Genomic DNA, 25,221 nt, shown 5'->3' on the forward strand with positions numbered 1-25,221 from the left:
TGATGAGTTGCTATTGCAAGAGGGGGTTGGCATGAAATTAAGATTACACGATAGACAGGATCCAAAGCCAGTCAAATTAGATCCAACGGATATTGATGAAAAAATTTGTTGATTCGATAGCAAAGCATAGGATTATCCGCAGATTATTTGCAGAAGATATAGGCAACTGAATAGTATCCATTCAATTTTCAGGAACAGATCCAGCGAGGGTCTATGAAAAACAAAAAGCCCAGTCATTTTGACCGGGCTAAATGTTATATTGGTGGCCAGGGGCGGAATCGAACCGCCGACACCTGGATTTTCAGTCCAGTGCTCTACCAACTGAGCTACCTGGCCATTTCCTTGGTGGGTGCGGCAGGACTCGAACCTACGACCTTCTGCTCGTAAGGCAGACGCTCTCCCTCTGAGCTACGCACCCACCTGTATGAACTAAAGTAATCTTATCACAAGTATTTTTCTTTTTCAAGTCCTCAGAGTATTTCAACTATGCTTTTATGCGTGTCCCTGTTAAACCATTCAGCGCCTGTTTCAGTTTTGAGATATCGCTTATTATACATTCTCTCCCTGTTGCTTCGACAAATTCTATTGCTGATTCTATCTTTGGTCCCATGCTTCCAGATGGAAACTGCCCTTGTTCAAGATATGTCTTTGCATCTTTCACAGAAAGTGTATCAAGATCTATCTGATCTGGTTTTTTATAATTCAAAGACACCTTTTCAACGCCGGTTAATATCACGAACAGATCAGCATTTATTTCTATTGCAAGAAGTGAACTTGCTCTATCTTTATCTATAACAGCCTCCACACCGTGCAAAAAGCCATCTTTTTCTATCACAGGTACGCCACCGCCACCAGCGGCTACGACTATTACGTCATTTTCAAGCAACATTTTAATCACGTCTTTTTCAACAATATCAAGCGGTTTTGGTGATGGAACCACTCTTCTATAACCTCTCCCTGCATCCTCTTTCATTATCCACCCTTTTAATCTTGACAATTTCTCAGCTTCTTCTTTTGTATAAAATGGACCGATCGGTTTTGATGGATTTTGAAAAGCCTTATCGTTTTTGTCAACGATTATCTGTGTAACAACCGCAGCGATTCGCTTTTTTATATCTTTTTTTTGTAGTTGATTTCTCAAAGATTGAACTATCATGTATCCAAGACTACCCTGTGTTTGGGCGTCATTTACATCCAGTGGAAAAGGAGGTATCACATCTTTTGCCATTTCCTGCTGAATCAATATATTCCCAACCTGTGGGCCGTTTCCATGAGTGATAACTATATCGTACTCTTCAAGCATATCACTCAAATATCCCATAGCTTCATTGAGAGCTTTGAGCATATTTTCAGCAGTAGGTCTCTCCCCAGGTTTATTAACTGCATTACCACCAATGGCAAGAACAGCTGTTTTTTTCATAATAGTCTACCTCCTTGAATTTGCTAAAAACAAACAGAGGGACGGAGGTCCCTCTGCAAGCAAAAAAAACAAAATCTTTCAAAGCTTTATAAATGGCAGCAATGCCATATGCCTTGCTCTTTTGATGGCAATTTTAATCATTCTCTGGTGCTTTGCGCAGTTTCCTGTAACGCGCTTTGGTATTATCTTTGCTTTATCTGTGAGAAATTCATTTAATAAGCGTAGATCTTTGTAATCTACATACTCAACTTTCATTTCGCATAACTTACATTTTTTTACCTTTCTTTTTCTCCTTTTCTTCTGTTGCTGTGCCATCAGTTCACCCCTCCTTAAAATGGTGGTTCATCTGGATCATGTTCTTCAATCTCACTTTCATCGGGAATTTCTTCTTCTACTGGTTCTTCTCTTACGAAAGAATCTGATTCACTTTCAGTTGTTTTTTTCTCCAGAAACCTTATGTCTCTCGCCCATATTTCTGCGGTTGTTCTGTTAGTGCCATCCCGCGCTTGCCATCTCTGGAGCCTCAATTCGCCTTCTACGAGGATGAGCAATCCTTTCTTTAGATAAAGTTTTGCAAAATCAGCCAGTTTGTTAAAAGCAACGATTCTTATGAAATCAGTCGTTTGCTGGTCACTTGATGCATTGGCCCTTGTTGGCCTATCCACAGCAAGAGAAAACGATGCAACGCCTTTACCGGAGGTAGTGAACCGAATTTCTGGATCTCGCGTTATCCTGCCAACGAGGATAACTTTGTTGAAATAAGGCATCGAGTCACCTCATTCCTTATTTTCTTCGGCTGGTATTTCTTCTTTTTTCGATTTTTTCTCAAGATCTTCTCTTCTGAAAGTCTGCCAGCGCAAAATTTGAGGTGTTACTCTGAAGAATTCTTCAAGTTTGTTTAAATCTGTGGGTGGTGCCTTGAAAAGCAAAACAGTGTAATCTCCTTCTGTCAAGTGCGAGATTGGGTATGCAAGCTTTCTCAATCCCCAGCGGTTGACAGTTTGAATAGTTCCTTTCACGCGCTCGGAGATAATTTCCTTAATTCTCTCAACAAGCGTTTCTCTTTCTTCGTCATTCAGGCGCGGATCAATGATGAACATGCTTTCATAGATTCTTTCCATATAAGTCCTCCTCCCTCGGTCTGACGGCCTTGCCTACCTCCGGCAAAGCGGGAGCACACAAAATTATACACAAACCGATGATAGATTTGGTTACAAAACTGTGACACACAGAATCGAGTATCACATTGAAAAATTATTCAATAAGCATTCAACAAACTCATCGGGGCACTCTTCTTGTGGTAAATGCCCGCAGTTGTCTATAACACATAAAGTGGCATTTTTCAACGCCTTTGCAAGTTCTTCACTACTTTTCAGTGGTATCAATTTATCCTGTTTACCGTGTATTACAATTACAGGAACCTGGATTTTTTCAAGATCTCCAGTTATATCTTTGTACTGTGTGGATTTTGCAAGTTCCCATAGTGCCTTTTTCCAACCGAAGATCTTTGCTGGCTTTTTATATGCTTCTTTATCTTGTTCTGTAATCTTTGATGGATCAAAATAAGAATTATCGAGCGTTTCTTCAAAAGATTTCAACATTAATTTTCCAACAACATCTGGCCCAACATGATTTACCTGAGGGATGTTCATCAAAAATCTGATAGAATCATTCGTCCAATCTTTGTTGAAAACAGCAGCATCTACCAGAACAAGTGCTTCAATTTTTTCAGGATAAATTAGAGTAAAATTCAATGCGACAAAACCACCAGCTGAATTTCCCACCAAAATAGCCTTTTTAATGTCAAAATGATCCATAAATTTTTTGAGCAGCTCTATTTGATATTCATTTGTATATGGATTGTGTTTCAGATCAAACCGTCTTTCTGTGAGGCCAAAACCGGGTCTATCGTATGAAATCAACGTAAAATGCTCAGAAAGTTTTCTGGTAATCTTTTCCCATGTGTAAGTGCTTGAACCAAATCCATGTAGAAGAATCATATATCTGTCACTTTGTCCATATTTCCTGTAATGAATCTCAAGGCCATCTATTTTCGCAAACTGACTATCTGGATATGCCAGTTCCCTGTGACTGAACTGACCATCTTCGTAAAAATAGAAAAACGGCGCAAAGAAAAGAAAAACAATTATAGAAAACCATAATATATTCAAAAATCTCACCCCTGCAGAAATTATACCCATTCTCTCAAGGACTGTCAGGTTTGTACGATGAAATATAATAGTAGAGGTGTTTATAATGAAGCGATTGAGAGTTTTGTTCATTCTGGTGATATTATCACTTGTTTTTTCATGTCAGCAAAGACCTGATGTGTCAATATCTCTTGCTGTTGATCCGCCTTTGCCCACAACTGACAGCACTGTGACGGTTAATCTTTCATCTTCACTTGATATAGGTATCACTATGGCAAAAATAAGTATAAATGGTCAGACTGTCGTAAATGGGGACAAATTACCTCTAACTTATTCCTGGAAACCCTCAAAAGCAGATACTTATTTGCTTGAAGGCTATGTTGAAAATATATTTGGGCAAAATGGAACTGATCAGAGAATAGTAAAAGTTATTGATCAAACAGCTCCGGATGTAAAAGAAATTAAGGTTTTACCAGCTTTTCCTGAAGCTAATTCAAGCATCTACCTCTCGGTTATGGCAGAAGATAATGAGAGCGATGTTATCAAAGTTGTAGCAAAAGTCGCAAATAATTTGGTTGAAGCTCAGACTATTGATAGACCAATTATTCTCGAATTACCTCAATTGTCCGAAGGAGAGTATCCTCTAAGTGTAGTTGTATCGACCGGAGATTTTTCTAAAACATCAACATCAACTGAACTGCGCGTTTATCCTGTTGATTCTGGCCCTCCATCAGTTGAGGTGAATTTCCAGAAATCGTTCTTTTCCACTGAAGACAATGTAATTTTGAATCTGCAGATATCGGATGATACAGAGATTTCATCAGTAACCATAGAATGTGATGGCGTTGAGTCGTATAATGAAACTTTCACAGGTGTGAATTCGATCAACCTGTCTGTGAATTTGGGAAAATTTGATGTCGGTCATCATTCGGCATTGATATCTGTGAAAGATGTACGTGGAAAATCGACTATCGAAAGCGGGGTTTTCGCCGTTGGAATTGGTCCAGCAAATATAGAGCTTGAAGTGAGCCCACTCAACCCAAGTGCAGGAGATCTTGTTAAATTGGATGTGAAGACCGGTGAAACACAGATCAAACAAATCACTTTTTATGTCGACAATATCGTTGTTTTACAGGGAACATCGTTCTCATATAGCTGGAGTGCGGTATCAGGAAGGCATATTTTATCAGCTGTGCTGGAAACAAATGATGGCAGAATTGGGAGAGATGCGATTCAAGTTGATGTTCAGGATATTCAGCCACCGAAAATTGAATTGTTCAGGATTGGCACAACCGGACTGAAAACAGACGAATTTACAAGTATTGATGCCGGATATTATGGAGTGAGATTAACCGTAAGTGATGATACCTCTGTGAAGCAGGGAGGAACAGTTACAGTTATAGTTTCCGCAGATAGATTTCCGAACATAAACCCGGTATCGCAAATCATTTTGGTCCAGGAAAGTGTCTCAGATGATTTAAAACAGGCATCTTATGTTGGTGCTGTTTCATTGACTCAAGGAAGGTACTATCTCATACCATCCGGTATCAGCGATATTTATGAAAACAGCATTGAAAATTTGCAATTTTTGCTTGAGGTGAGATGATGAAAAAGATTATCCTGCTTTTGGTCGCATCCATTTTCATTGCTTCATGCGCTATGCTTGATAAAATTCCTCCAACCCTGGAGGTTTCTGTTTCAAAATTGACTAACTTTGCCGGGGAAGACATTGTGTTGAACGTGGTTGCGTCGGATCAAAGTGGCATTGATAGAATTGAAATATATGCGAATGATAAAAAAATACACACCGCAACACAATCAGGAGAAATCTCTTTTCCTGCTCCATATGGTTCATTTACCCTGAAAGTTGTCGTTTTCGACAGGGCTGGTAACCATTCAAGCAAGGTGGTTGGATCATTCAAAACGAAAGATATGAAAGAACCTGTGGTTTCGCTGGAATATTCTCCGAAAGGACCCAAACCTGGCGAAATGGTTGTTGTGCATGTCTCGGCTGAAGATTCAGAAAGTGGTGTCAGAATCGTGGGTTTAAGAATAAACAAAAAGGAAGTTGATCTTGTTGAAGGAAAATATTCTTTTCAGGCGCAGGCAGGTAGTTATCAACTGGAAGCCTATGCTAAAGATAATGAGGGAAATGAGAGTGTTGCAAAAACAACTATAAATGTTTCTGTGGTTGGAGATTCTTCTGGACCTGAAATAGAATTTTTAAATCTTCCTGTAAAAGTTGCACCAGGTACAAATGCCAATATAACAATTCTTGCAAAAGATGAAAGCGGCATATCAAAAATCACCTTCAATGACGGTCAAGAAATAATGTACATACCAACAAATCCTGCCACAGAAATTCTCTGGAATCTAACAAGAAACGTAGGATCAAATGATCCGTACAGTTTTACTGTTACAGCGTATGATTCGAGAAACAACTACACAGTATTGCCCGCTTCAATCAAAGTTGGAACGAATTTACCACCATCTATTTCGATACAAGTTGATAATCCAACCCCAAAGGAAGGCGACGTAGTTAGAATAGAAATTAGCGCGAGTGATGATTCAAGGGTAAATCAAGTTGTGCTTTATATAGATAATGTGTCTATCAGAACTTTTACGCAAGAACCATATATACATGAATGGATCGCAATAAAGGGAATTCACAAAATAAAAGCAGTTGCAATGGATGACTCAGGCGGATCAACGGAATCTGTTTATACTATAAATGTCGGGGTGATTGATACCGAGGCACCTGTCATTTATTTTACGCCACCTTACGGGGTGCCAATAAATGAAGCCTATACTTTCTATGTATTTGTAACGGATAACGTTCAAGTACAGGAAGTGACCTTTCAATTCACCGGTCCTGAAAACAAAGGGCCTTTAAAGGCTTCTTCAATGGGTGGTGGAGTTTTTACTCTTACCGAAACATTTACACAGAAAGGAAATTACGAGGTAATTGTTGTTGCAAAAGATAGTTCCGAAAACAGCTCTTCGCAGAAAGGGCAATTTCCTGTTGATGAAGCATATATAGTAAAGGCTCCAAAGATAAAAGAATTCTCGTACGCTCCGTCAATCCTCAATCAGGGTGAGACAGTTCATTTCAAAGTAGTTGCGCAGGATGATCTTGGATTGAGTAAATGCGATTTCTACGTTAACGATATTAAAAGATCTTCCACGACACCTGTTGTTAATACCTTTGAATGGGACTGGATTGCCACAACTCTTGGTGCCCATAATGTAAAAGTTGTTGTTGTAGATTCAGAAGGTTTTACTGCAGAAGCGACAGGTACGGTGATAGTTGTTACTGAAAGACCCATTGCAAAAATTTTGCAACCTGAAGATGGCTTTAGAACGCCTTTTGCGCAGAATATGAGTCTTTCCTTAAATGCCCAGGTTGTTGATACAAATAAACCTTCTGAAGCTTATTTTGATATCAAAGGACCTGTGGATGAGAAAATTCCTGTTGTGGCTACTGGTGATGGACCGGTATACACCTTCAGTGCGAGATGGGAAGTTCAGTCATCTGGTGAGTATCAAATAGATTTCTATTACAAAAACGATATAAACCTGTCAGATGCAACATCTGTTTCTGTGAATATATTGGACCTTGGCGTAGTCTTTGAGCAACCTTTACCTGGACAGCAACATCAATGTGGCTATGAATTGGTCGTGAGAGCTAAGGCAAGCGTTTATCTCACAGAAAAAGAAAAATTCGAAATTTCATACGCTTCGAGAAAATTAGAACTTTCCGTACCAGATCCAATCGTTACAACCTCAACATACAGCATCTATCAAACAACAATACCATCAACGTTCTTCAGTGAGCCAGGAACTTATACATTAAACTTCTCTGGAAAAACAACAGCGGGTGAAGAAGGAGTTGGAAGAACAACAGTCAATGTTGTTGATAGCCAGCCACCAATCATAACACAGGCCAGAGTCAATTCACAGGATATCGTAGAAGGTGGTATCTACGATGTAGCAATGTCAAGTACTCCTACAGTGAACATCGTTGCAAGCGATAACAGACAAATAGCCAGTATCCAGCTACAAAAGAAAATATCCGGTACTTATACAAATTTATCTACCTCAAGTAGCAACACACTTATTTGCGATATACCCCTAAGCAAATTAGATCCGTTTGAAAACTATTTCAAAATAATCGTAACGGACCTTGATAACAACCAAACAACTCGAAACTTCGTAATTTTTGCGTACGAACAGACACCTCCAAAAATAGATTACTTTAGAACCATGCAGCTCTATCCACCTGCCGATATCTACGATATGGGCGCACAGCTTTTGATTCAAATCAGAGGAAGCTTTAACAACAACACACAGTTCAAAGTCACAGATGACACGGGTATAAAGGAAGTCAGAATAAGAATCGTAGATAGTGAAGAAAATGGAGGACTTTACGAACAAACGGTTAAAAAACTGTATGAGTACACCGGGACTATGTTAAAAGAAAAGTTTATAAGTAACCAAGATGTTCCAATGTTTACACCTGCACAGGTTGGTAGCTTCAAAGTCAATCTTGAGGCTGTGGACGTGTTCGATAACACGACTTTGATAGCACAGCAAGATCTTGTTGTTGAAGACCTCACAGCGCCTATCGTCCATCTCGACATACCGGAGGGCAAATATTATGGGACAAACAACGATGGCAAAAAAATAATTAGAACTGTCAGTGATGTGAAGGTTAGCTTTTTGGACAACACCGAGCCGATCTACAAAGTTGAGCTTTGGATCACTGATCCATCAGGTAGAACAGAAAAGATCGGTGAAAAATCAGATCTTGCGACAAACAGCTGGACCTTTGAAAATATATCTTTGACGAGTTATTCCGATGGTATAGCCAGATTCAAGGCAGTTGCAACTACAACAAGCGGTGCGACTGGCGAAGGGGAGATTTCAGTAATTCTGGATAACAAAGAAGAAATAGCTGTAACTATGCAGCTTCCAGATACTGAGACATTTGGTAACAGGAGTATTTATAGAGGCACAATAGAAATCGCAGCTCAGATAACCGGAACAGACGTGCCCCATGATGTGCAGAAAGTAGAGCTATATGTCGACGATATCAAAAAAGCAACCATTACATCGCCTGTAGAAAATGGCGAATATAGATACGTCTTTGCATTAAATACAGCCATTTATAATGATGGAACGCACAAACTTGCTTTGAAAGTATACGATTTTGCTGATAATGAATCAAATATGGAAAATGTCAATTCTTTCAAAGAAGTGCTATTCGATAATAGCGCTCCAACTTTGCTAAGTGATAGTGGGAGGATTTATACGAACGAAGAAAGCATTACTCTTCAAATAGAAGAAAGCTATGGAGTTCAGGAAGCATATCTTATTATCAATGGTGAACCGATCTTACCTCAAAGTAATTTTACTTTTGTGCATGGCTTAAGCCAAAATAGCTCTGCACCATTCTCGCTGTATCTTAAAGACACGGCAGGCAACATTGCAAATTATTCGGGTACTCTTTATTATGATACGCTTCCTCCAAATAATATATCCATAGATTTTGAACCTTCACCCATTGCATCTGGAACAGTTACATTCAATTTGAGTTTCTCAGATAATCTTTCAGGCATGAAAGCACTGAATGTTTACGAAAATGGCTTACTGATAGAAACAATCAATTTGTCACGCGAAGAAGTAAGCAGGATTGTGGAGTACAATCCACCGGAGAACTACGAGGGTTCAAAAACCATTAGATTTGAGATTTACGACAGAGCCAACAACAAAAGCGAAATTAGCCAGGATGTCAGCATCGACACCTTTGCACCAAGAATAAATCAATTCACTTGTGACGCTACTTTTGTGATCGATACCTACTATACCAATCAGGGTAATGTTAATGTGATATGGAATAGTGAGGACGATAATTTCCTTAAAGCAGAACTGACAAAAGGATCTGCTGCTTTTCTTGAAACACAAAGTGGCACACACAGCTTTGGTTTGGATCTCGGAATGAACAACATAAATCTTGCAATTTATGATCAGGTTGGTCATGTAACAAATGGAACAATCGCAATTATGTATGACAATCTATCTCCTATAATAAGTAATGTAGAATTTAATGGTCAATCAATTCATGAGAGCGAAGTGGCCACATCTACTTCTGGCAATAAACCACTGAGGTTTGATGTATCTGAACCATATATTGACTGGGAAAGATGTTTCATTTATGTCAATAATTCTCCTACCCTGCCTGGTGATGAGTGGGAAAAATCTGATGAGGGTGATAACACATATTCTGTTAGCATTTCGGTTAATATAGCTGTTGATTCAACAATTCAGATTGTGCTTAAAGATTATGCTGGTAACAGTAGGAAGTATGAGTTTTCCGTTGATGTTCAATAAGGCAGTTTTTCGGTTTTTGACTGAGGCGGCGATGCCGCCTTTTTTGTTTAAGAAAAAGACAAAAGATTAGCCATATATTGAAATAAATTTTTTGACCAGTATGCGTGATAATCGATTTGACAAAGACCATGGAGGTGGTTTTTACGAAAGTGGGGTTAGCCTATAACTTACCAAGAGGAACAAGGCCGGATGTCGAAGATTGGGAAGCAGAGTATGACAGCATGGAAGTTGTCATGGACATTAAAAAATCTATCGAGAGTGGAGGACATGAAGTTGTTTTAATGGAAGCTGTGCCGGAAAAATTCATTCCTGCCCTTACATCTGAAAAAGTTGATATCGTCTATAATTTTGCAGAAGGCACTTACAGTAGAGCCCGAGAAGCTCAAGTTCCTGCTATTCTTTCTTTTTACAACATTCCTTACACAGGTTCAGATGCGACAACTCTTGCAGTTTGCCTTGACAAAGCGCTCACAAAGCAGATACTTTTGACCAAAGATATCAAAACCCCACGTTTTCAGGTGATTCGATCACCGCAGGAAAAATTGAGAAAAAACATGAGATTTCCCCTAATTTTAAAACTCAATGCGGAAGGTTCTTCAAAAGGTATTTCTGAAACTGGGCTTGTACACAATTATGATGAGTACAAAAAAGAAATCGACAGGCTGTTTTCTATTTACAGCGAACCAGTTTTGGTAGAGGAATTCATCAGAGGTAGAGAATTCACTATTGGTGTTTTGCAGGAAGGAAATAAATACCATGTGCTTCCAATAATGGAGATTCATTTTAAACATGGTAAAGAATTTTACAGTTATAAGGTCAAGAAAAATTCAGATTATTATGTAGATTACACCTGTCCAGCAAAGATCGATCCTATGTTGGAAAGAAAGCTGAAAAACATGGCAGTGAAGATCTGTAAAACCCTCGAGATTAAAGATGTAGCGAGGATGGACCTGAGGGTTTCTCAAGAAGATAACAATCCATATTTTCTGGAGATTAACCCACTTCCAGGTATGGCAAGAGGTTTTTCTGATTTACCAAGAATAGCAGAAGTTGCTGATTTGACTTATGAAGAACTCGTTCTTCATGTCCTTGAGAATGCTGTAAAAAGAAGTGGGTTAGTACAAGATGCATCTTTAGTTCAATGGGGGTGATAATTGGTGGACCCCAGGAATTACAGAAAAATCGCGGTTATCGGTGCAAGTAAAAACAGAGAAAAATATGGCAATAAAATTGTAAGAGATCTGCGCTCGAAAGGATTTGAGGTTTATCCAGTTAACCCCAAGAGTGACATTATCGAAGGATTGAAATGTTTCAAGAATCTTGAGGAGCTTCCGAAAGATATAGAGCTTTTAGTTTTTGTTTTACCACCAGATCAGGGTTTGGAGGAAACACAAAAAGCCCTTAATCTTGGATTTAAAAGACTTTGGTTTCAACCGGGTGCAGGCTCGAAAGACATCGAAAGCTTTTTGAAAAACAACGATGCAGAATATTCAATGGGTAAGTGTATAATGATTGAGACAAGTTTTTAACCCCCGCTCCCGGCGGGGTTTAAATTAAGGGTGGTGAAAATGGAAGGTATTTTTGAAAACATGAAAAAAAAGGCTGAAAAACCATCTCAAGAGTCTCTGGCTTTGCACACTCATTATCAGGGAAAAATTCAATTAGCTCCGAAGGTTCCTGTCAGATCGTACGACGATTTTGCCGTCTGGTACACACCTGGTGTGGCTGCAGTTTGTCAAAGTATAGTCAATGATAAGCAGGCGGTCTACGAATATACAAACGTGGGTAATGCCATTGCAATAGTGAGTGATGGAACGAGAGTTCTCGGATTAGGGAATATAGGGCCACAAGCAGGATTGCCTGTCATGGAAGGCAAAGCACTTCTTTTTAAGTATCTCGGCGGTGTTGATGCTATACCACTCTGCATAGGAACTAAAAATATTGATGAAATAATTCAGTTTTGTAAATGGATTTCGCCGTCTATAGGGGGTATCAATCTCGAAGATATTGAAAATCCGAAATGTTTTATGTTACTTCAAAAACTTCAGGAGGAACTTTCTATTCCGGTATTTCATGATGACCAACAGGGGACCGCAACAGTTACACTTGCTGCTCTTATAAATGCCGTTCGTGTGGTTAAAAAAGATTTGAAAGAAATTCGTATCGCTTTGATAGGAGCCGGTAGTGCTAATTACGCACTTTTAAAACTCCTTGATAGAATAGGGATCGATTTGGGAAAGATAATTGCCTGTGATGTAAATGGTGTAATAACTAAAGACAGAGCAAAGAATTTTGACCAGATAACTAAAAATTTATGGCTCAAAACGAATGAAGAAAATGTCTCAGGAGGCGCGGAAGAAGCTTTAAAAGGTGCAGATGTGTGTATAGCCTATTCAAAAAGTGGACCCGGGGTGATAAAACCAGAATGGATAAAAACAATGAACAAAGATGCCATCGTTTTTGCAGGAGCCAATCCTGTTCCGGAGATCTGGCCCTGGGAGGCAAAGCAAGCGGGTGCGAGAATAGTCGCAACAGGCAGAAGTGATTTTCCAAACCAGGTGAACAATTCTCTTGGTTTCCCAGCCATTTTCAGAGGGGTGCTCGATGTCAGGGCAACAAAGGTAACAGATGAAATGTGTGTGGCTGCAGCTCAAGCTATTGCAGATTTTGCTTATAAAAAGGCGATACACGAAGAATACATAGTTCCGACAATGGAAGAAGACCAGGTTTATGTTGAAGAAGCGATTGCAGTTGCGAAGAAAGCTATCGAGCAGGGTGTTGCACAAAAGCCTTTGAGCGATCAGGAACTCAGGAAAAAGATCGAAGAAAGAATTAAAGCTGGAAGAATTATGGAAAGAGTTCTTGTGAATGCAAATGTTATCAAACTTCCGTAGGAAATTTTCTCATGGATGGGATATTTTTAGCAAGAAAGATAATATAGTATCCAGGAGATCAAAAGGTTCTTGTGATCTCCTCCCGCTTCTAAAGGAGCGGGCTTCCTGCCTTACAGAAGCTTTCGCCTCTCCACAGGCTTAAGTCCGGAGCGGCCCACCCTTACAGCGTGGATATCCAAGCTATTTCTTAGTATACTCTCTTTTTTCCTATTTTTATCAGGTATCTATCCTGCCTTTCATTTCACATGTGGGCTTTCTCGGCGGGGGACCGTAAATAAGTAATTCAATCAAATCAGCAAAACAGCGGCAGTACTTGATAAGTATCACATCTCCGCGAGATATTCAGATGCACTCCCGCATGATATCCTCGCAAGCTTTTGACGAAGATAGTGCATAAAAAGCGATAATTTTTGCACAAAAAATATCTTTATAAAATCTCTAATCTACTAATTTTGAGGGAAGGCAGCAATTCCTCTCACGATTAAAATCGCAGGCTTCCCTGACACACCACTCGTGAACAGCTGGAACTTAAAAATAAAGTCTGCCATTTTCAAGAAAAAATACTCTTTCACACAACCTTGATAATTGTTCTTTATCATGCGATACAACGATAATATTCGTTTTTTCTGATGTTTTCAATACGAAATTTTCAACCATTTGTTTGTTAGTATCATCGAGGTCTGATGTCGGTTCATCTAAAAGTACAACCTTCGGTTCAAAAACAAAGCCACGTGCTATGCATACCCTTTTTGCCTGCCCTCCAGAAATTTGCCAGGCCTTTTTTTCGAGAATATCCTGAATAAACAATTGCTCGGCAATTTTACAAACTTTTTCCTTTATTTGCTCATTTGACAATTGCCTGATTTTCAATGGATAGGCGATGTTGTCAAAAACACTTTTTCTGAATAACACGGGGTGTTGTGGAACATAAGTGACAATCTTTCTCAATCTTTGAAGGCCCTCATTGCTTACATCTTCCCCCATGAATCTGAAGATTTTCCATCTTCCAGTGTATAAAAAGGCAAGATTGAGAAGAAAAGTTGTCTTGCCACTTCCTGATGGTCCAGTTATACCGACAATGCCATTTTCGATTTCAAATTTCTCTATGTACAGAGTGAACTTAGAATCGTAGCTGAATGAGAGGCCGTCAATCTCGTACAACATCATGAACTCTCCATATATTTGATATAAATATGACTACCCAGTTGATGGTAAATGCGATGCACAAAAGTACTATCCCGGAAATAATGGCTGATTCAAACCTTCCCATGTTTGTGTAGAGAACAATCGACGTTGTTAATATTCGTGTTTTTCCGGAAATATTTCCACCAACAATCATAACTGCACCAACTTCGCCGACAACTCTTCCAAAAGCCGTCAATATTGCATTGATTACTCCGGCAAAAGATTCTTCAAGTATACCCATCATTTGTTGAAATTTATTTGCACCGAGTGTTTTCATGATAATCCTGAGTTTTTCATCCACTTTTGAAAAATGAGAATAACATACTGAAAAAATAATAGGGATTGCTATCAAAACCTGCGCGAAAATCATTGCAGCCGAGGTAAAAAGAAGGTCCAAGTTCCCCATTGGACCATTTCTTGATAGAAGGAGATAAACGAGTAAGCCTATCAAGACAGGTGGAACACCCGTCAGGGTCTGGAAAGTCAGTACAACGGTTTTTTTGAATTTGAATGAGAAAAAATCAACAACCAGTGCTAAAGGCACTGCAATTACAGTTGATATCAAAATGGCGGATGAATTAACATATATAGATCTCAGAGATATTTCGGCGATTTCATTCATCTTGGCCTGAATAGAAGATTGAACAGTTTCGTGTTATTTACAGAATAACTTTCAATCATCTTTAAAGTTGAAGGATCGAGAATAAACCTGACAAAATCAAGAGCGCCTTCATAATTAATTTTATTGCTTTTGTTAGGATTTACAACTATTAAGCTGTAAATATTTAAGAGTTTTTGATCGCCTTCAAAGAAGATTTTCATATCAAGCCTGTCTTTTAGAGAAAGAAAAGTCGATCTATCAGTTAGAGTAAATCCTCTTTTCTCATCTGCAATCAAAAGAGTTTTTGCCATACTTTGCCCTGCCTTTATATACCATTTTTCATTTTCCGGAACCAGATTTGATAATTGCCATATCTGCTTCTCTCTTTTATGAGTACCGGACTCATCTCCTCGAGATACAAACATAAGTTTATTATCATATATATATTTGAAAAACTCCTCCACATTTTTGAAAGCTGGTAATTCAATTTCTTCTGGACCAACAATGATGAAATCATTATACATGAAACTCACTCTTAAGATTCCATGATTTTCTTTCATAAATTGTTCCTCGTCCTGTGGGGAGTGCACGAGCAGAACGTCTGCATCGCCCCTTTTTCCATATTCCAGAGCCATTCCTGTTCCGACAGCAATGATAGATAAGGTATGCTTGTATTTTTCTTCGAAAACCGGCTTGAGAAAATCTAAGAGTCCTGTATTGTAAGCACTTGTCGTTGTTGCAAGGATCAATTGTCTGGCTATCACGAAAGAACTCAGTGCTGTCATGAGAAAAATTATCAGACGTCTCATTAATTTCACTCCCTTTATCCACCCTGCACCCATCTGGATAGATATTCTTTTACCTGTTTTTCATCGTGCAAGCGTTTATTAGAATTGTCGGTTGTGATATATAGATCAGTTCCAAGGTATAAAGTTGGGTATATATTCAAAGAGGGTGAAAAAGCATTTGGATCGTAATGAATGCCCACGATTTTTCCGATAAAGAATGTGTGATCGCCGGTGTTTCTGAAATCAACTAATTTACACTCGTAGACGGCATAGCTGTCTTTCAAAAAAGGTGCTTTCACATTTCTACTCTCTGACAGATCTATTTCGAAAACATTCACCTTGTCAATATCCCTTCCAGATGTTTTTCCGAAAAAGGCAGCTAAACGGCTCTGTTCGAATCTCAGAAAATTTACAGTGAATTCCTTGGAAACAAGAATTAGATCGTGTGTAAAGCGTTTTGGTGAGATAGATATACCATAAAGTGGAGGATTGTGAGAAAGCTGTGTATGCCAGGCAGCAGACATGAGATTAACTCTTTCTTCGTGTTTGGAACACACAATAGCAACATTTGCTGGATAGTGGAAATTATATTTATCCAAGTTTTCGATAAAAACCACATAACTCACCTCCCTATGACATGTAAAAGAATGTTCTCATCTATTATTTTTGAAAGGACGAATTTCGAAAAATCCTTGCCAGTACTGGACAATCTTAGACTTTCCTGATCATAAATCAAATATCCATTCAGAATAGATGTTAATTCATCTATTTTCAATTCAGGTGACAACTGCATCAATTTATCAATTTTTATTCCGTTTGAAAGTCTCAAACCCATGAACAGAGTTTCCTTGAGCTCGTCTAATGGTGAGTTTTCCTTGAAGTACTCGAAAGCAAATTTACCGTTTTTCAAGCATTCCATATACAATAATATGTTCGAACTGTTCACATATCTCTTTAATCCAATATGTCCGCCCGCAGAAACCCCAATTCCTATGTAATCTTCATTATTCCAGTATTTCAAGTTATGTTTGCATTGATAGCCTGGATAAGCAAAATTTGATATTTCATATCTTTCATATCCATTTTCCAAAAGTGCGCTTATGAAACTCTCGTGATGATCGGCTAACGTATCTTGGTCTAAAAATTCCTGCTTAGATTCGAGTATATAAACAGACACATGTTTTGGATTGTATTCGTTGATAACTTTCAAATTATTCCAGATTGTTTGTTCACTTTCAAATGGCAAACCAATTATGAAATCTATATTGATATTTTCAAAATAATTCATAGCTTCCCTGCATGTTTCTCGAAATTCAGAAACCGAATGGCGTCTATTTACTGCTTTCAAAACAGTATCGTCAGCCGCTTGAAGACCCATGCTGATTCTGTTCACACCGAGATTTCTCAGTTCGTAAAAATATCTGAATTTTGGGTTGATTTCTACCGTTATCTCTGGATCACACAAATTGAAACTTTTGCTGATTGTGTCAAAAGTTTTCTCAAGATATTTCAATGGAATATCACTTGGGGTACCACCACCAACATATATACTGTTCAGCGAAACTTTACCAACATACTGACTCCAAATAGTTATTTCTTTCAAAAGGCTTTCAAAGTAATCTTCTACGAGCGAAAGATCTGTGTAAGAGACAAAGTCACAGTAATTGCATCTATCTTTACAGAAAGGTATATGCACATACAGTCCGATATAATCAGAATGATACACTCATTAACACCTTCCTGGTGGTGAGAATCAAATTTGCTTTAAAATCTGTTGCAAAAAGTTCCATTTTTATTCCCGGGTAGATCGAATCTGTTTTCACAACAGCAAATGGATTTAAAAACACAGAAGATTCTTTCAAAACAATGCGATGCCTGAATGAAACGAAGCCAGCCAATCCGTCCATCCAGCCTATCCCCATGAAAAGACCTTCTTCTCCGGTTTGGCCAACTGTATAGGGATAAAACCCAGGGAAAATGCCATCATCGATTCTGTATACACCAAACTCCCTGTCTTGAAATCTCAGATAAACTCTGCTAAACCCAAAAGAAACAGATCCAATTCTTTCATAATCACTAAAACTCAATGTATTTTTTCCTAAGAAAAACTTTTGGTTGATCTGACATTGCATATAATTGATATCCGGGCTTAGAACCACGTTTACTGTATAGTCACCCGGTGTGACCCCGTAGATATTTACTCCCATCTTCAAAAAAATTGTCCAGCTATTGCCCAGAGTTCCCCCTATCCTAAACGAAGAATCTGAAGATTTGACCTTAAGAAAGCCGAGTTTGGCATAAGTTGATCTGTTATCTTCGAATAAAAAACCAACTTGAAAATCGTTTTTACTCAATTTGATCAAAAGATTTCCAACATCTATGAAATGATGTATCTGATTTGAGATATCAAGCTCTATCATAAAACACATTGTACTTATTGAAAGGAACAGGAAAACGAGAATTTTTTTCAGATCTATCACCCCAATATCTGTTTAATTATTTTATTTACCACTTGAGGATTAGCTGCACCCTTAGTTTCTTTCATAACTTGACCGACAAAAAATCCTATAACCCCAGTTTTACCGGATTTATATTGATCCACAGCTTTAGGATTATCTTCTAAAACTTTCTTTACAATGTTCTCTAACAAATTCTCATCGCTTATTTGCTTTAAACCTCTTTCCTTTATAATTTCGCCTGGCATCTTGCCTGTTCTGAAAACTGTGGGAAATACTTCTTTGGCTATTTTCATCGATATTTCACCTTTTTCCATCAATCTGAACAGCTCGCACAGATGAGCAGGTGTAATAGTGATGTTTTCCGATTCGAGCGACTTCATCTCTCTGAGCATCTCTGTCATTATCCAGTTGCTGATTTCCTTGGGTTTATCTATTTCTCTGACGCACGCTTCATAGAAATCAGCTATTTCTTTATTCATTGCAAGCACCGTTGCGTCATACTTTGGAATACCGTACACGCTGACAAAACGCTCGATCTTCTCATCTGGAAGTTCTACCAGAGATCTTTTTATTTCTTCTATTCTTTCTACTGGAACAATCACCGGTGGTATATCAGGTTCTGGGAAATATCTGTAGTCACTTTCTTCTTCTTTCCCTCTCATGGAAACAGTCATCTTGGTTGCTATGTCCCAACCTCTTGTTTCTTTTTCGACGTCTTCATTATTCTTTAGAGCTTCTATTATTCTTTGCTGTTCATATTCCAGAGCTTTTTCGATGAATCTAAAAGAATTCATATTTTTGACTTCGACTCTATTGCTCTGTAAGTGAGCCGATTCGTCATAAATGGATATGTTTGCATCACACCTCAAGGCACCTTTTTCCATATCTCCGCTGCTGACTTCAAGATATCTCAAGATTGATCTGAGTTTTTCGACAAATATTCTCGCTTCCTTAGGAGAAGACAAATCAGGCTCAGTAACTATTTCAACCAGAGGAACCCCGCACCGATTCATATCTACCAGAGAATACTGCGCCTGGGTTATTGAATCGCCTTCATGTATCAGTTTTCCGGCATCTTCTTCGATATGTAATCGCCTGATACGTATTCGCTTTGTCTGACCATCGACATCTATATCCATGTAACCTGAGGTAGCTATCGGGTAAAAATACTGCGTTATCTGATATCCCTTAGGCAGATCTGGATAGAAATAATTTTTTCTGTCAAACCTTGAGTATTCATGTATATTGCAATTAAGGGCAAGTGCAATTTTGATTGCGTAATCTATCATGGCTGAATTCACAGTTGGCAGTGCGCCTGGTTGTCCTGTACAGACTGGGCATATGGCAGTATTGGGAGGAAGATCAAAGACATCAGCCCTGCACGAACAAAAAGCTTTTGTTTTCGTCATAAGTTGAACATGTATTTCTAAACCTACTATTGTTTTAAAACTCATATTCTCACCACCGGGAGAGGAATTCTACCATTTATATTGTATGGAGAATATTTCTCAAATGTCCTGGCAATTGCGAGAACCTTAGGGTCATCGAATCTTCTACCCATTATTTGCAATCCCACAGGCAAATTTTTAGCAAACCCAAAAGGCACACTTATTGCTGGTAAACCAGATAAATTGGCTGGTATGGTGAAAATATCCATCAAATAGTAAGTAAGTGGATCAGCGACGGATCCAATTTTAAAAGCAGGAGATGGAGAAGTTGGCGTTAGAATAGCATCGAAATCTGCCAGCACTCTGTTTAAATCATCAGATAGAAGCTTTCTTACTTTTTGTGCTTTGCCAAAATAGGCCTCATAATATGCCGCGCTCAGGGTAAATGTTCCTAAGAAGATTCTTCGACGAACTTCTTCCCCAAACCCTACATTTCTTGTTTTCATATAAGTATCCATTAATCCTGGTTCTTCTATTCTTAAACCATATTTGACCCCATCATAGCGTGCTAAGTTGGAACTTGCTTCTGCAGGTGCAATAATATAATATGTTGCAACGGCGTATTTCATTGTTGGAATTTTTACTCTGCTAACCTTTGCTCCGAGTTTTTCAGCTATTTTCAGGGCTTCTTCGAACCTATCAGATACTTCCCTATCAAGTTGTTCATATTTATAAACTTCCTCTGGAACAGCGAATTTCATTCCACTAATACCATCTTCTATATGGGTTAAGAAATCGAGTTTTTTACTGACAGTCGTTGAATCCATGGGGTCTTTTCCGGCTATGACTTCCATTATCAGTGCAGCATCTCGAACCGATTTTGTCATGGGACCTATTTGATCCAGCGAAGAAGCAAATGCTACCAGACCATATCTTGATACCAGTCCATAAGTTGGCTTGAATCCAACTATTCCACAGAAGGCGGCCGGTTGCCTGACAGAACCTCCTGTATCACTTCCAAGGGCTGCCACAACTTCACCACTTGCAACGGCGGCTGCTGATCCTCCACTACTTCCACCCGCTACATAATCGAGGTCCCAGGGATTGCGAGTGACGAAAAAAGCCGAACGTTCTGTGCTGGAACCCATGGCAAATTCATCCAAGTTGGTTTTCCCAACAATTGCGAATCCGTAATTTTTCAACCTCTTCACGCAGGTGGCATCATAGGGGGGAATGTAGTTTTCCAGCATCTTGGAGCCGCATGTTGTCCGAATATTTTTCGTAGTTATATTATCTTTAACGGCTATCGGAATACCTTTGTACGGGCCTTCCAGCTCCTCCTGCTTATCCACCACTGTTATAAAGCTTTTTACAGCACTATCAATACACTCAATTCTTTCAAGCGACAGATTTATTAGATCGCTCTCTTTACTTAAACAATCTTCTATTGTCATCTTTTCAAACAATCGTAACGACCTCCTTCAGTAGTAATATTTCCTCCTCCTAAAAAATCCATAGAGCATACCTACTGCGAATCCTCCGATATGAGCCCAGTAAGCTACGCCGGAATTCACAGCACTATCAAAGAGCCCGCTGAGCAACTGAAAGATAAACCAGACAAATAGGTATGTTGCGGCAGGAATGGCAATTAGTGCAGGAAGAAAAAATAATGGCACGAAAGATACTATTCTTGAATAAGGAAATAAAACGTAGTATGCCCCCATTACCGCTGATATAGCTCCGGATGCTCCTACCATTGGAAGCTGAGAATTGATGTTAAGCGCAAAATGTGTAAGAGAAGCTAAGATTCCGCTCGATATGTAGAAAATGAAAAATCTTATGTGCCCTAAATTGTCTTCGAGATTATCTCCGAAGATAAAGAGAAACCACATGTTACCAATCAAGTGCGACCAACCACCATGGACGAACATATGGCTTATGAAAGAAATCCATTTGGGTGAAAAGAGTTCAATTCCTGTTCTCAGTTGCCATATTTGCGCCCACTTTTTGGAAGTTATACGTGCTGGCACAATGCCAAAATTGTACAAAAATTTGATCGATTCAAATCTCGAAAGTGATTCTTGATACAAAAACACAGCAACATTAACTGCTATAATTATGTAAACTATATAAGGTTTTTTTCGGCTCGGAATAGTATCGTATAAAGGAAACAAGAAACCACTTCCTTTTTGTGAGTCTTTTGTTTCTTAAATTTTATCATAGAATCTTTTCGATAATTCCAGCACCGATAACAATATCTCCTCTGTAAAAAACCGCTGCCTGACCTGGAGCTACAGCAAAGACAGGCATAGTTGTCTTAACGATCGCTTGGTGATTTTCAAGTGATACTTTGCACGGTACCTCAGTTGAATTTTTTCTCACTTTTACTGTTGCCTCAAAATTTTTGTCTATATCAACCAGAAGGTTGAAATCTATTACTGAGAATTTATCACTTTGAACATCTTTTTCATTGCCGACAATTAACGCGTTTCGATCAGCGCAAATTCTGGTTACATAAACCCTTTCACCTGCCGAAACACCTATCTTCCGTTGCCCAATTGTATAGTTGATCAATCCAGTGTGTTCGCCAATTTTTTTGCCATACTTGTCAAAGATTGGACCAGATTTTATTTTTATTCCTTGTTCCTCAAAAAAACGTTTTTGATCTCCATCTGGTATAAAACACAGATCCTGGGATTCTGCTTTACTATGAACATGGATACCGGCCTTTTTTGCAATATCTCTTATTTCATCTTTTGTTTTATCTCCATTTGGAAAAACAATCTTTTTCAGTCTTTCTTTTTCAATTGATGCTAAAAAATAAGATTGATCTTTTTCTTTATCAAGAGCTTTGAGTAACTTTCCATCTACAACTCTTGCGTAATGACCACTTGAAATTACATCTACACCATCTTCAATCATTAAATCCATCAAATAACCAAATTTTATAAATCTATTGCAGAAATAGCAAGGATTAGGAGTTCTTCCTCTGGTGTATTCTTGAAGGTAGTAGGTTATTATCTTCTCTTTGAAGATTTCATGCAAATTTACGACTTTCAAAGGCACACCTGCTGTTTTTGCTATTAGTTTTGCATCCACAGTATCAGAAGGTGAGCAACAGATCTTGTGTTTTACCTGCCTGTTGAGAAAAAATTCATCTTTCATGGTTTTCATATGGTAGGCAACTATCTCATACCCTTCATTTTTTAATTGATAAAGTGCAACAGCACTGTCTACTCCTCCACTTAGCAAAATTCCTATTTTCACTTCGATTCCTCCTATCACTTCAACCTTTCCTGTGCTAAAATGAGAGCGTGTTACCACAGCTTGAGAGGGGGATTTAATGAAAAAACTCCTTTTTGTCGTTGTTTTTCTGGCCATTTTTTCGTGTGGCTTTTCAAAAAAAATAGTAGTTGCTACTGATATAGATTATCCTCCATTTACTTATATAGATCAAGATGGGAAACTAATTGGAATAAGCCAACAACTGTGGACATTGTTTTCTGAAAGAACAGGTATAGAAGTAGAGCTTATACCTATGAACTGGAGTGAAGCTCTCGAAAAAGCAAAAAGATCCGAAGTGGATGTTCTGGATCTTGTTTTCATGACGCAGGAAAGAAAGGAATTTTTAAATTACACAATTCCTATCTACACAATTACGAGCAGCATTTATTATGATCGTGACTTACCAGCTATAAATAATCTTTCAGATCTTTCACCATACATAGTAGGCGTGAAAAAAGGTGATGCATTGTATGAAATAGCCAAAAAATCATCCTCCACTGTGCAGTTCAAATTTTATGACACATACGCTCAATTAGCTGAGGCGATAAAGAACAGCGAAATAGAAGTTTTCTTGATGGATGACATACCGGCTCAATATTATCTGCATAGATATGATTTGGTATATGAGATAAGAAAATCTGAGCCTTTCAGTTCAAACCAGCTTTACTGGGCTGTTCCAAAACCAAAATCAGAAATTTTACAGATTTTGAATGAAGGTTTAAACAAAATATCGCCACGCGAGATAGATCAGGTAGTTAATTCAATGATACCTGAAAGTCCGTCAATAAATCCAGAAATGGTAAAAACTATTTCTATCATCGCACTTTGCTTTGCCGCCGGGTTTGTTGTCTTTGCATTCATCAGCCAATATCTAAAAAAGATTGTTGAAAGATCAAAGATAGAACTTCAAAAGAGAAATGAAGAACTGAACATCTACAATGAAGAGCTGGAAGCTCAAAGTCAGGAAATCAAAGCGATAAACGAAGAATTGGAAGCAAGTTTAACTGCTCTTGAAAAAGCAAATCAGAGGCTTATGGATACTTATACTTTGATTAATGAAGTGTTCAATCTGGAAGAAGACGAGGAATCTTTCTTACAAAAGGCATTTGATCTGGTTTTCGATATGTTCCCCAAAGCATCTGCCGGAGACGTCTCGCTTTTTGATAAGGGAACATTGAGAATTGTTAAATCATATGGTTATGAAAAAGATACAATAAATTTGCTAAAATTACCAGTCAGTAAATTGAAAGTGCCAAACACAGCTGTTCTTATAAGAAATTTAAATTCACTGAGTCAGGAAAAGGTGCTCGAAAATACTTATGTGAAAGTTGGAAAGATGGCTTCTAAGCCATCACACACGATGATTGTTCCAATGAAGTTTGGAAGTGAGGTTTTGGGGAGTATTTCTTTGCACATAGTTGGTGGAACGGAGGTTTTTTCTGAACAGGATTTAAAGCTTGTAGAAAGTTTGACTAAGCTGATAGTCTCTTTTTTTCTGGTAAGAAGGTATATAAATGTTCGAGAAAAACTGCATAATCAAACAGTACTTGCACTTGTGAAAGCCCTGGAGTACTATGATGAATACACCCAGGGCCATTCTCAGCGAGTAGCAGAGCTTTGCAAAAAGATGGCCCAAAAGCTGTCATTACCGGAGAAGCAGATAGAGCTTGCGGCACTTTTGCACGATATAGGAAAAATATGTGTTCCCCAAAATATTTTAAACAAAGAAGGTTACCTAACAGATGATGAATTTAACCTCGTTAAGCAACATCCAGTTAAAGGATTTGAGTTAATAAGCGCCGTAGAGGGTATGCAAAATGTAGCGAAGATAATACTTTACCATCATGAACGTTATGATGGCAAGGGTTACCCCATGGGTTTGAAAAACGACGAAATCCCTGTTGAGTCTCAGGTGATATTTATAGCAGATAGTTTTGATGCCATGACTACGGCCCGACCTTATAGGAAGGTTCCAATGAGTTTTGCGGAAGCTTTAGAGGAAATCAAACGTTGTTCTTCAACGCAATTTAATCCAAAAATAGCAGAAGTTTTTATCGATATAATTAAAAATGATCTGGAGGTGGGAATATGAAGAAGCTGGGTTTATTGTTTCTCTCATTGTTGTTGATTCTTTTTGGTTGCGCCGAGCAACCAGCCACACCATCTGTAACGATAGAGGATCTATCGAGAGATCTGACTAATGCTATCCAGAAACTTATAGAAGGCGATTTGAATCAAATCAAAACTTACGTAAAGATCCTTTCTGGAGATGTGATAAATGTTCAAAATGATTATCTCAATCAGTTGAAAGAGACACTGGGCGAGCTTGGGAAAAGAGTTGAGTATCAGGGATATCGAGATGCATTTGAAACAAAGGCAGGAACGCCTGTTTATTCCTTTGATATAGGTATGAAGCCAGACATTGTAGATAAAGTTTATCTGCTTGATTTATTGTTTGTCGATGATGCTTATCAGTCAAAGAAAATATACACTATTCCATTTATAACTCTTAAAGATGAGGAGGATCTCAGAATTTATCTGTCAGTTATTTTCATAAGGGAAGATTTAACTATTATTTACCCCAAACCAATTTCGATGTAATTGCTTCATGTGGGGAGATTTCCCATTAAAGTTGGTTTTTTTTATAAGATTAGTTAAATA

22 protein-coding genes and 2 tRNA genes are annotated in these 25,221 nt (G+C 38.4%); 7 read left to right on the top strand and 17 right to left on the bottom strand.

Annotated elements, in window-relative coordinates; genetic code table 11:
* Positions 1-260: 260 nt before the first annotated feature.
* The 7 genes from TEL01S_RS04145 to TEL01S_RS04175 form a co-directional block, all read right to left on the bottom strand.
* Positions 261-336: transfer RNA gene (locus tag TEL01S_RS04145), tRNA-Phe, on the bottom strand.
* Positions 337-343: 7 nt separating this feature from the next.
* Positions 344-418 (bottom strand) — tRNA-Val (locus TEL01S_RS04150).
* A gap of 66 nt (positions 419-484) precedes the next feature.
* The gene (gene arcC / locus TEL01S_RS04155) at positions 485-1,420 is read right to left on the bottom strand and encodes a carbamate kinase (protein WP_028843300.1); all 936 of its coding nucleotides are present in this window, start codon (positions 1,418-1,420) and stop codon (positions 485-487) included.
* A gap of 78 nt (positions 1,421-1,498) precedes the next feature.
* Positions 1,499-1,735, bottom strand: a complete 237-nt coding sequence (gene rpsR / locus TEL01S_RS04160; protein WP_012002875.1) for a 30S ribosomal protein S18 — start codon at positions 1,733-1,735, stop codon at positions 1,499-1,501.
* Between the two features lie 14 nt (positions 1,736-1,749).
* Complete coding sequence (locus TEL01S_RS04165; protein ID WP_028843299.1) at positions 1,750-2,187, bottom strand: single-stranded DNA-binding protein; 438 nt, start codon at positions 2,185-2,187, stop codon at positions 1,750-1,752.
* Positions 2,188-2,196: 9 nt separating this feature from the next.
* Complete coding sequence (rpsF, locus tag TEL01S_RS04170) at positions 2,197-2,541, bottom strand: 30S ribosomal protein S6 (RefSeq protein ID WP_028843298.1); 345 nt, start codon at positions 2,539-2,541, stop codon at positions 2,197-2,199.
* A 120-nt stretch (positions 2,542-2,661) separates the two neighbouring features.
* Positions 2,662-3,591, bottom strand: a complete 930-nt coding sequence (locus TEL01S_RS04175) for an alpha/beta fold hydrolase (protein WP_028843297.1) — start codon at positions 3,589-3,591, stop codon at positions 2,662-2,664.
* An 85-nt stretch (positions 3,592-3,676) separates the two neighbouring features.
* On the opposite strand from TEL01S_RS04175, the gene TEL01S_RS04180 reads away from it, so the two are divergent.
* The 5 genes from TEL01S_RS04180 (at position 3,677) to TEL01S_RS04200 (ending at position 12,854) form a co-directional block, all read left to right on the top strand.
* On the top strand, positions 3,677-5,176 hold the full coding sequence (locus TEL01S_RS04180; protein ID WP_028843296.1) for a hypothetical protein: 1,500 nt from the start codon (positions 3,677-3,679) through the stop codon (positions 5,174-5,176).
* Positions 5,173-9,960: an Ig-like domain-containing protein gene (locus TEL01S_RS04185; RefSeq protein WP_169728190.1), complete on the top strand. Its 4,788-nt coding sequence runs from the start codon at positions 5,173-5,175 to the stop codon at positions 9,958-9,960. Before TEL01S_RS04180 ends, TEL01S_RS04185 begins: the two co-directional genes overlap by 4 nt.
* Positions 9,961-10,109: 149 nt before the next feature.
* Entirely contained in the window at positions 10,110-11,111 is a 1,002-nt protein-coding gene (locus TEL01S_RS04190; protein ID WP_051366168.1) for a D-alanine--D-alanine ligase family protein, read from the top strand.
* Positions 11,112-11,117: 6 nt separating this feature from the next.
* A complete protein-coding gene (locus tag TEL01S_RS04195) occupies positions 11,118-11,489 on the top strand; it encodes a CoA-binding protein (protein WP_028843294.1) in 372 nt (123 codons plus the stop codon).
* 39 nt (positions 11,490-11,528) lie between these two features.
* Entirely contained in the window at positions 11,529-12,854 is a 1,326-nt protein-coding gene (locus TEL01S_RS04200) for an NAD(P)-dependent malic enzyme (protein WP_028843293.1), read from the top strand.
* Positions 12,855-13,382: 528 nt separating this feature from the next.
* Here TEL01S_RS04200 and TEL01S_RS04205 read toward each other — a convergent pair.
* From TEL01S_RS04205 to mnmA, 10 genes are read right to left on the bottom strand one after another with little or no spacing between them, the layout of a single operon-like run.
* Positions 13,383-14,021, bottom strand: a complete 639-nt coding sequence (locus TEL01S_RS04205) for an ABC transporter ATP-binding protein (RefSeq protein ID WP_028843292.1) — start codon at positions 14,019-14,021, stop codon at positions 13,383-13,385.
* Positions 14,002-14,661, bottom strand: coding sequence for an ABC transporter permease (locus tag TEL01S_RS04210; RefSeq protein ID WP_028843291.1), 660 nt, complete (start codon positions 14,659-14,661; stop codon positions 14,002-14,004). Before TEL01S_RS04210 ends, TEL01S_RS04205 begins: the two co-directional genes overlap by 20 nt.
* Positions 14,658-15,449: a substrate-binding domain-containing protein gene (locus tag TEL01S_RS04215; RefSeq protein WP_232504375.1), complete on the bottom strand. Its 792-nt coding sequence runs from the start codon at positions 15,447-15,449 to the stop codon at positions 14,658-14,660. The genes TEL01S_RS04210 and TEL01S_RS04215 overlap by 4 nt, the downstream gene beginning before the upstream one ends.
* A gap of 14 nt (positions 15,450-15,463) precedes the next feature.
* Positions 15,464-16,045: a flavin reductase family protein gene (locus TEL01S_RS04220; RefSeq protein WP_012002887.1), complete on the bottom strand. Its 582-nt coding sequence runs from the start codon at positions 16,043-16,045 to the stop codon at positions 15,464-15,466.
* A gap of 5 nt (positions 16,046-16,050) precedes the next feature.
* Positions 16,051-17,154: a radical SAM family heme chaperone HemW gene (gene hemW / locus TEL01S_RS04225; RefSeq protein ID WP_028843289.1), complete on the bottom strand. Its 1,104-nt coding sequence runs from the start codon at positions 17,152-17,154 to the stop codon at positions 16,051-16,053.
* Entirely contained in the window at positions 17,141-17,908 is a 768-nt protein-coding gene (locus tag TEL01S_RS04230; RefSeq protein WP_028843288.1) for a hypothetical protein, read from the bottom strand. The genes hemW and TEL01S_RS04230 overlap by 14 nt, the downstream gene beginning before the upstream one ends.
* Positions 17,905-19,341 (bottom strand): Asp-tRNA(Asn)/Glu-tRNA(Gln) amidotransferase subunit GatB, encoded by a 1,437-nt coding sequence (gene gatB / locus TEL01S_RS04235; RefSeq protein ID WP_028843287.1) that lies wholly within the window; start codon positions 19,339-19,341, stop codon positions 17,905-17,907. Before gatB ends, TEL01S_RS04230 begins: the two co-directional genes overlap by 4 nt.
* Positions 19,338-20,729 (bottom strand): Asp-tRNA(Asn)/Glu-tRNA(Gln) amidotransferase subunit GatA, encoded by a 1,392-nt coding sequence (gene gatA / locus TEL01S_RS04240; protein WP_038051289.1) that lies wholly within the window; start codon positions 20,727-20,729, stop codon positions 19,338-19,340. Before gatA ends, gatB begins: the two co-directional genes overlap by 4 nt.
* Positions 20,730-20,756: 27 nt before the next feature.
* Entirely contained in the window at positions 20,757-21,449 is a 693-nt protein-coding gene (locus TEL01S_RS04245) for a rhomboid family intramembrane serine protease (protein ID WP_028843285.1), read from the bottom strand.
* Positions 21,450-21,492: 43 nt separating this feature from the next.
* Positions 21,493-22,542: a tRNA 2-thiouridine(34) synthase MnmA gene (mnmA, locus tag TEL01S_RS04250; RefSeq protein WP_028843284.1), complete on the bottom strand. Its 1,050-nt coding sequence runs from the start codon at positions 22,540-22,542 to the stop codon at positions 21,493-21,495.
* 76 nt (positions 22,543-22,618) lie between these two features.
* Here mnmA and TEL01S_RS10690 point away from each other — a divergent pair, with 76 nt between their 5' ends.
* The gene (locus tag TEL01S_RS10690) at positions 22,619-24,652 is read left to right on the top strand and encodes an HD domain-containing phosphohydrolase (RefSeq protein ID WP_028843283.1); all 2,034 of its coding nucleotides are present in this window, start codon (positions 22,619-22,621) and stop codon (positions 24,650-24,652) included.
* Complete coding sequence (locus TEL01S_RS04260; RefSeq protein ID WP_028843282.1) at positions 24,649-25,161, top strand: hypothetical protein; 513 nt, start codon at positions 24,649-24,651, stop codon at positions 25,159-25,161. The genes TEL01S_RS10690 and TEL01S_RS04260 overlap by 4 nt, the downstream gene beginning before the upstream one ends.
* Positions 25,162-25,221: the final 60 nt, after the last annotated feature.

Source organism: Pseudothermotoga elfii DSM 9442 = NBRC 107921, from assembly GCF_000504085.1.
Lineage (GTDB): Bacteria > Thermotogota > Thermotogae > Thermotogales > DSM-5069 > Pseudothermotoga_B > Pseudothermotoga_B elfii.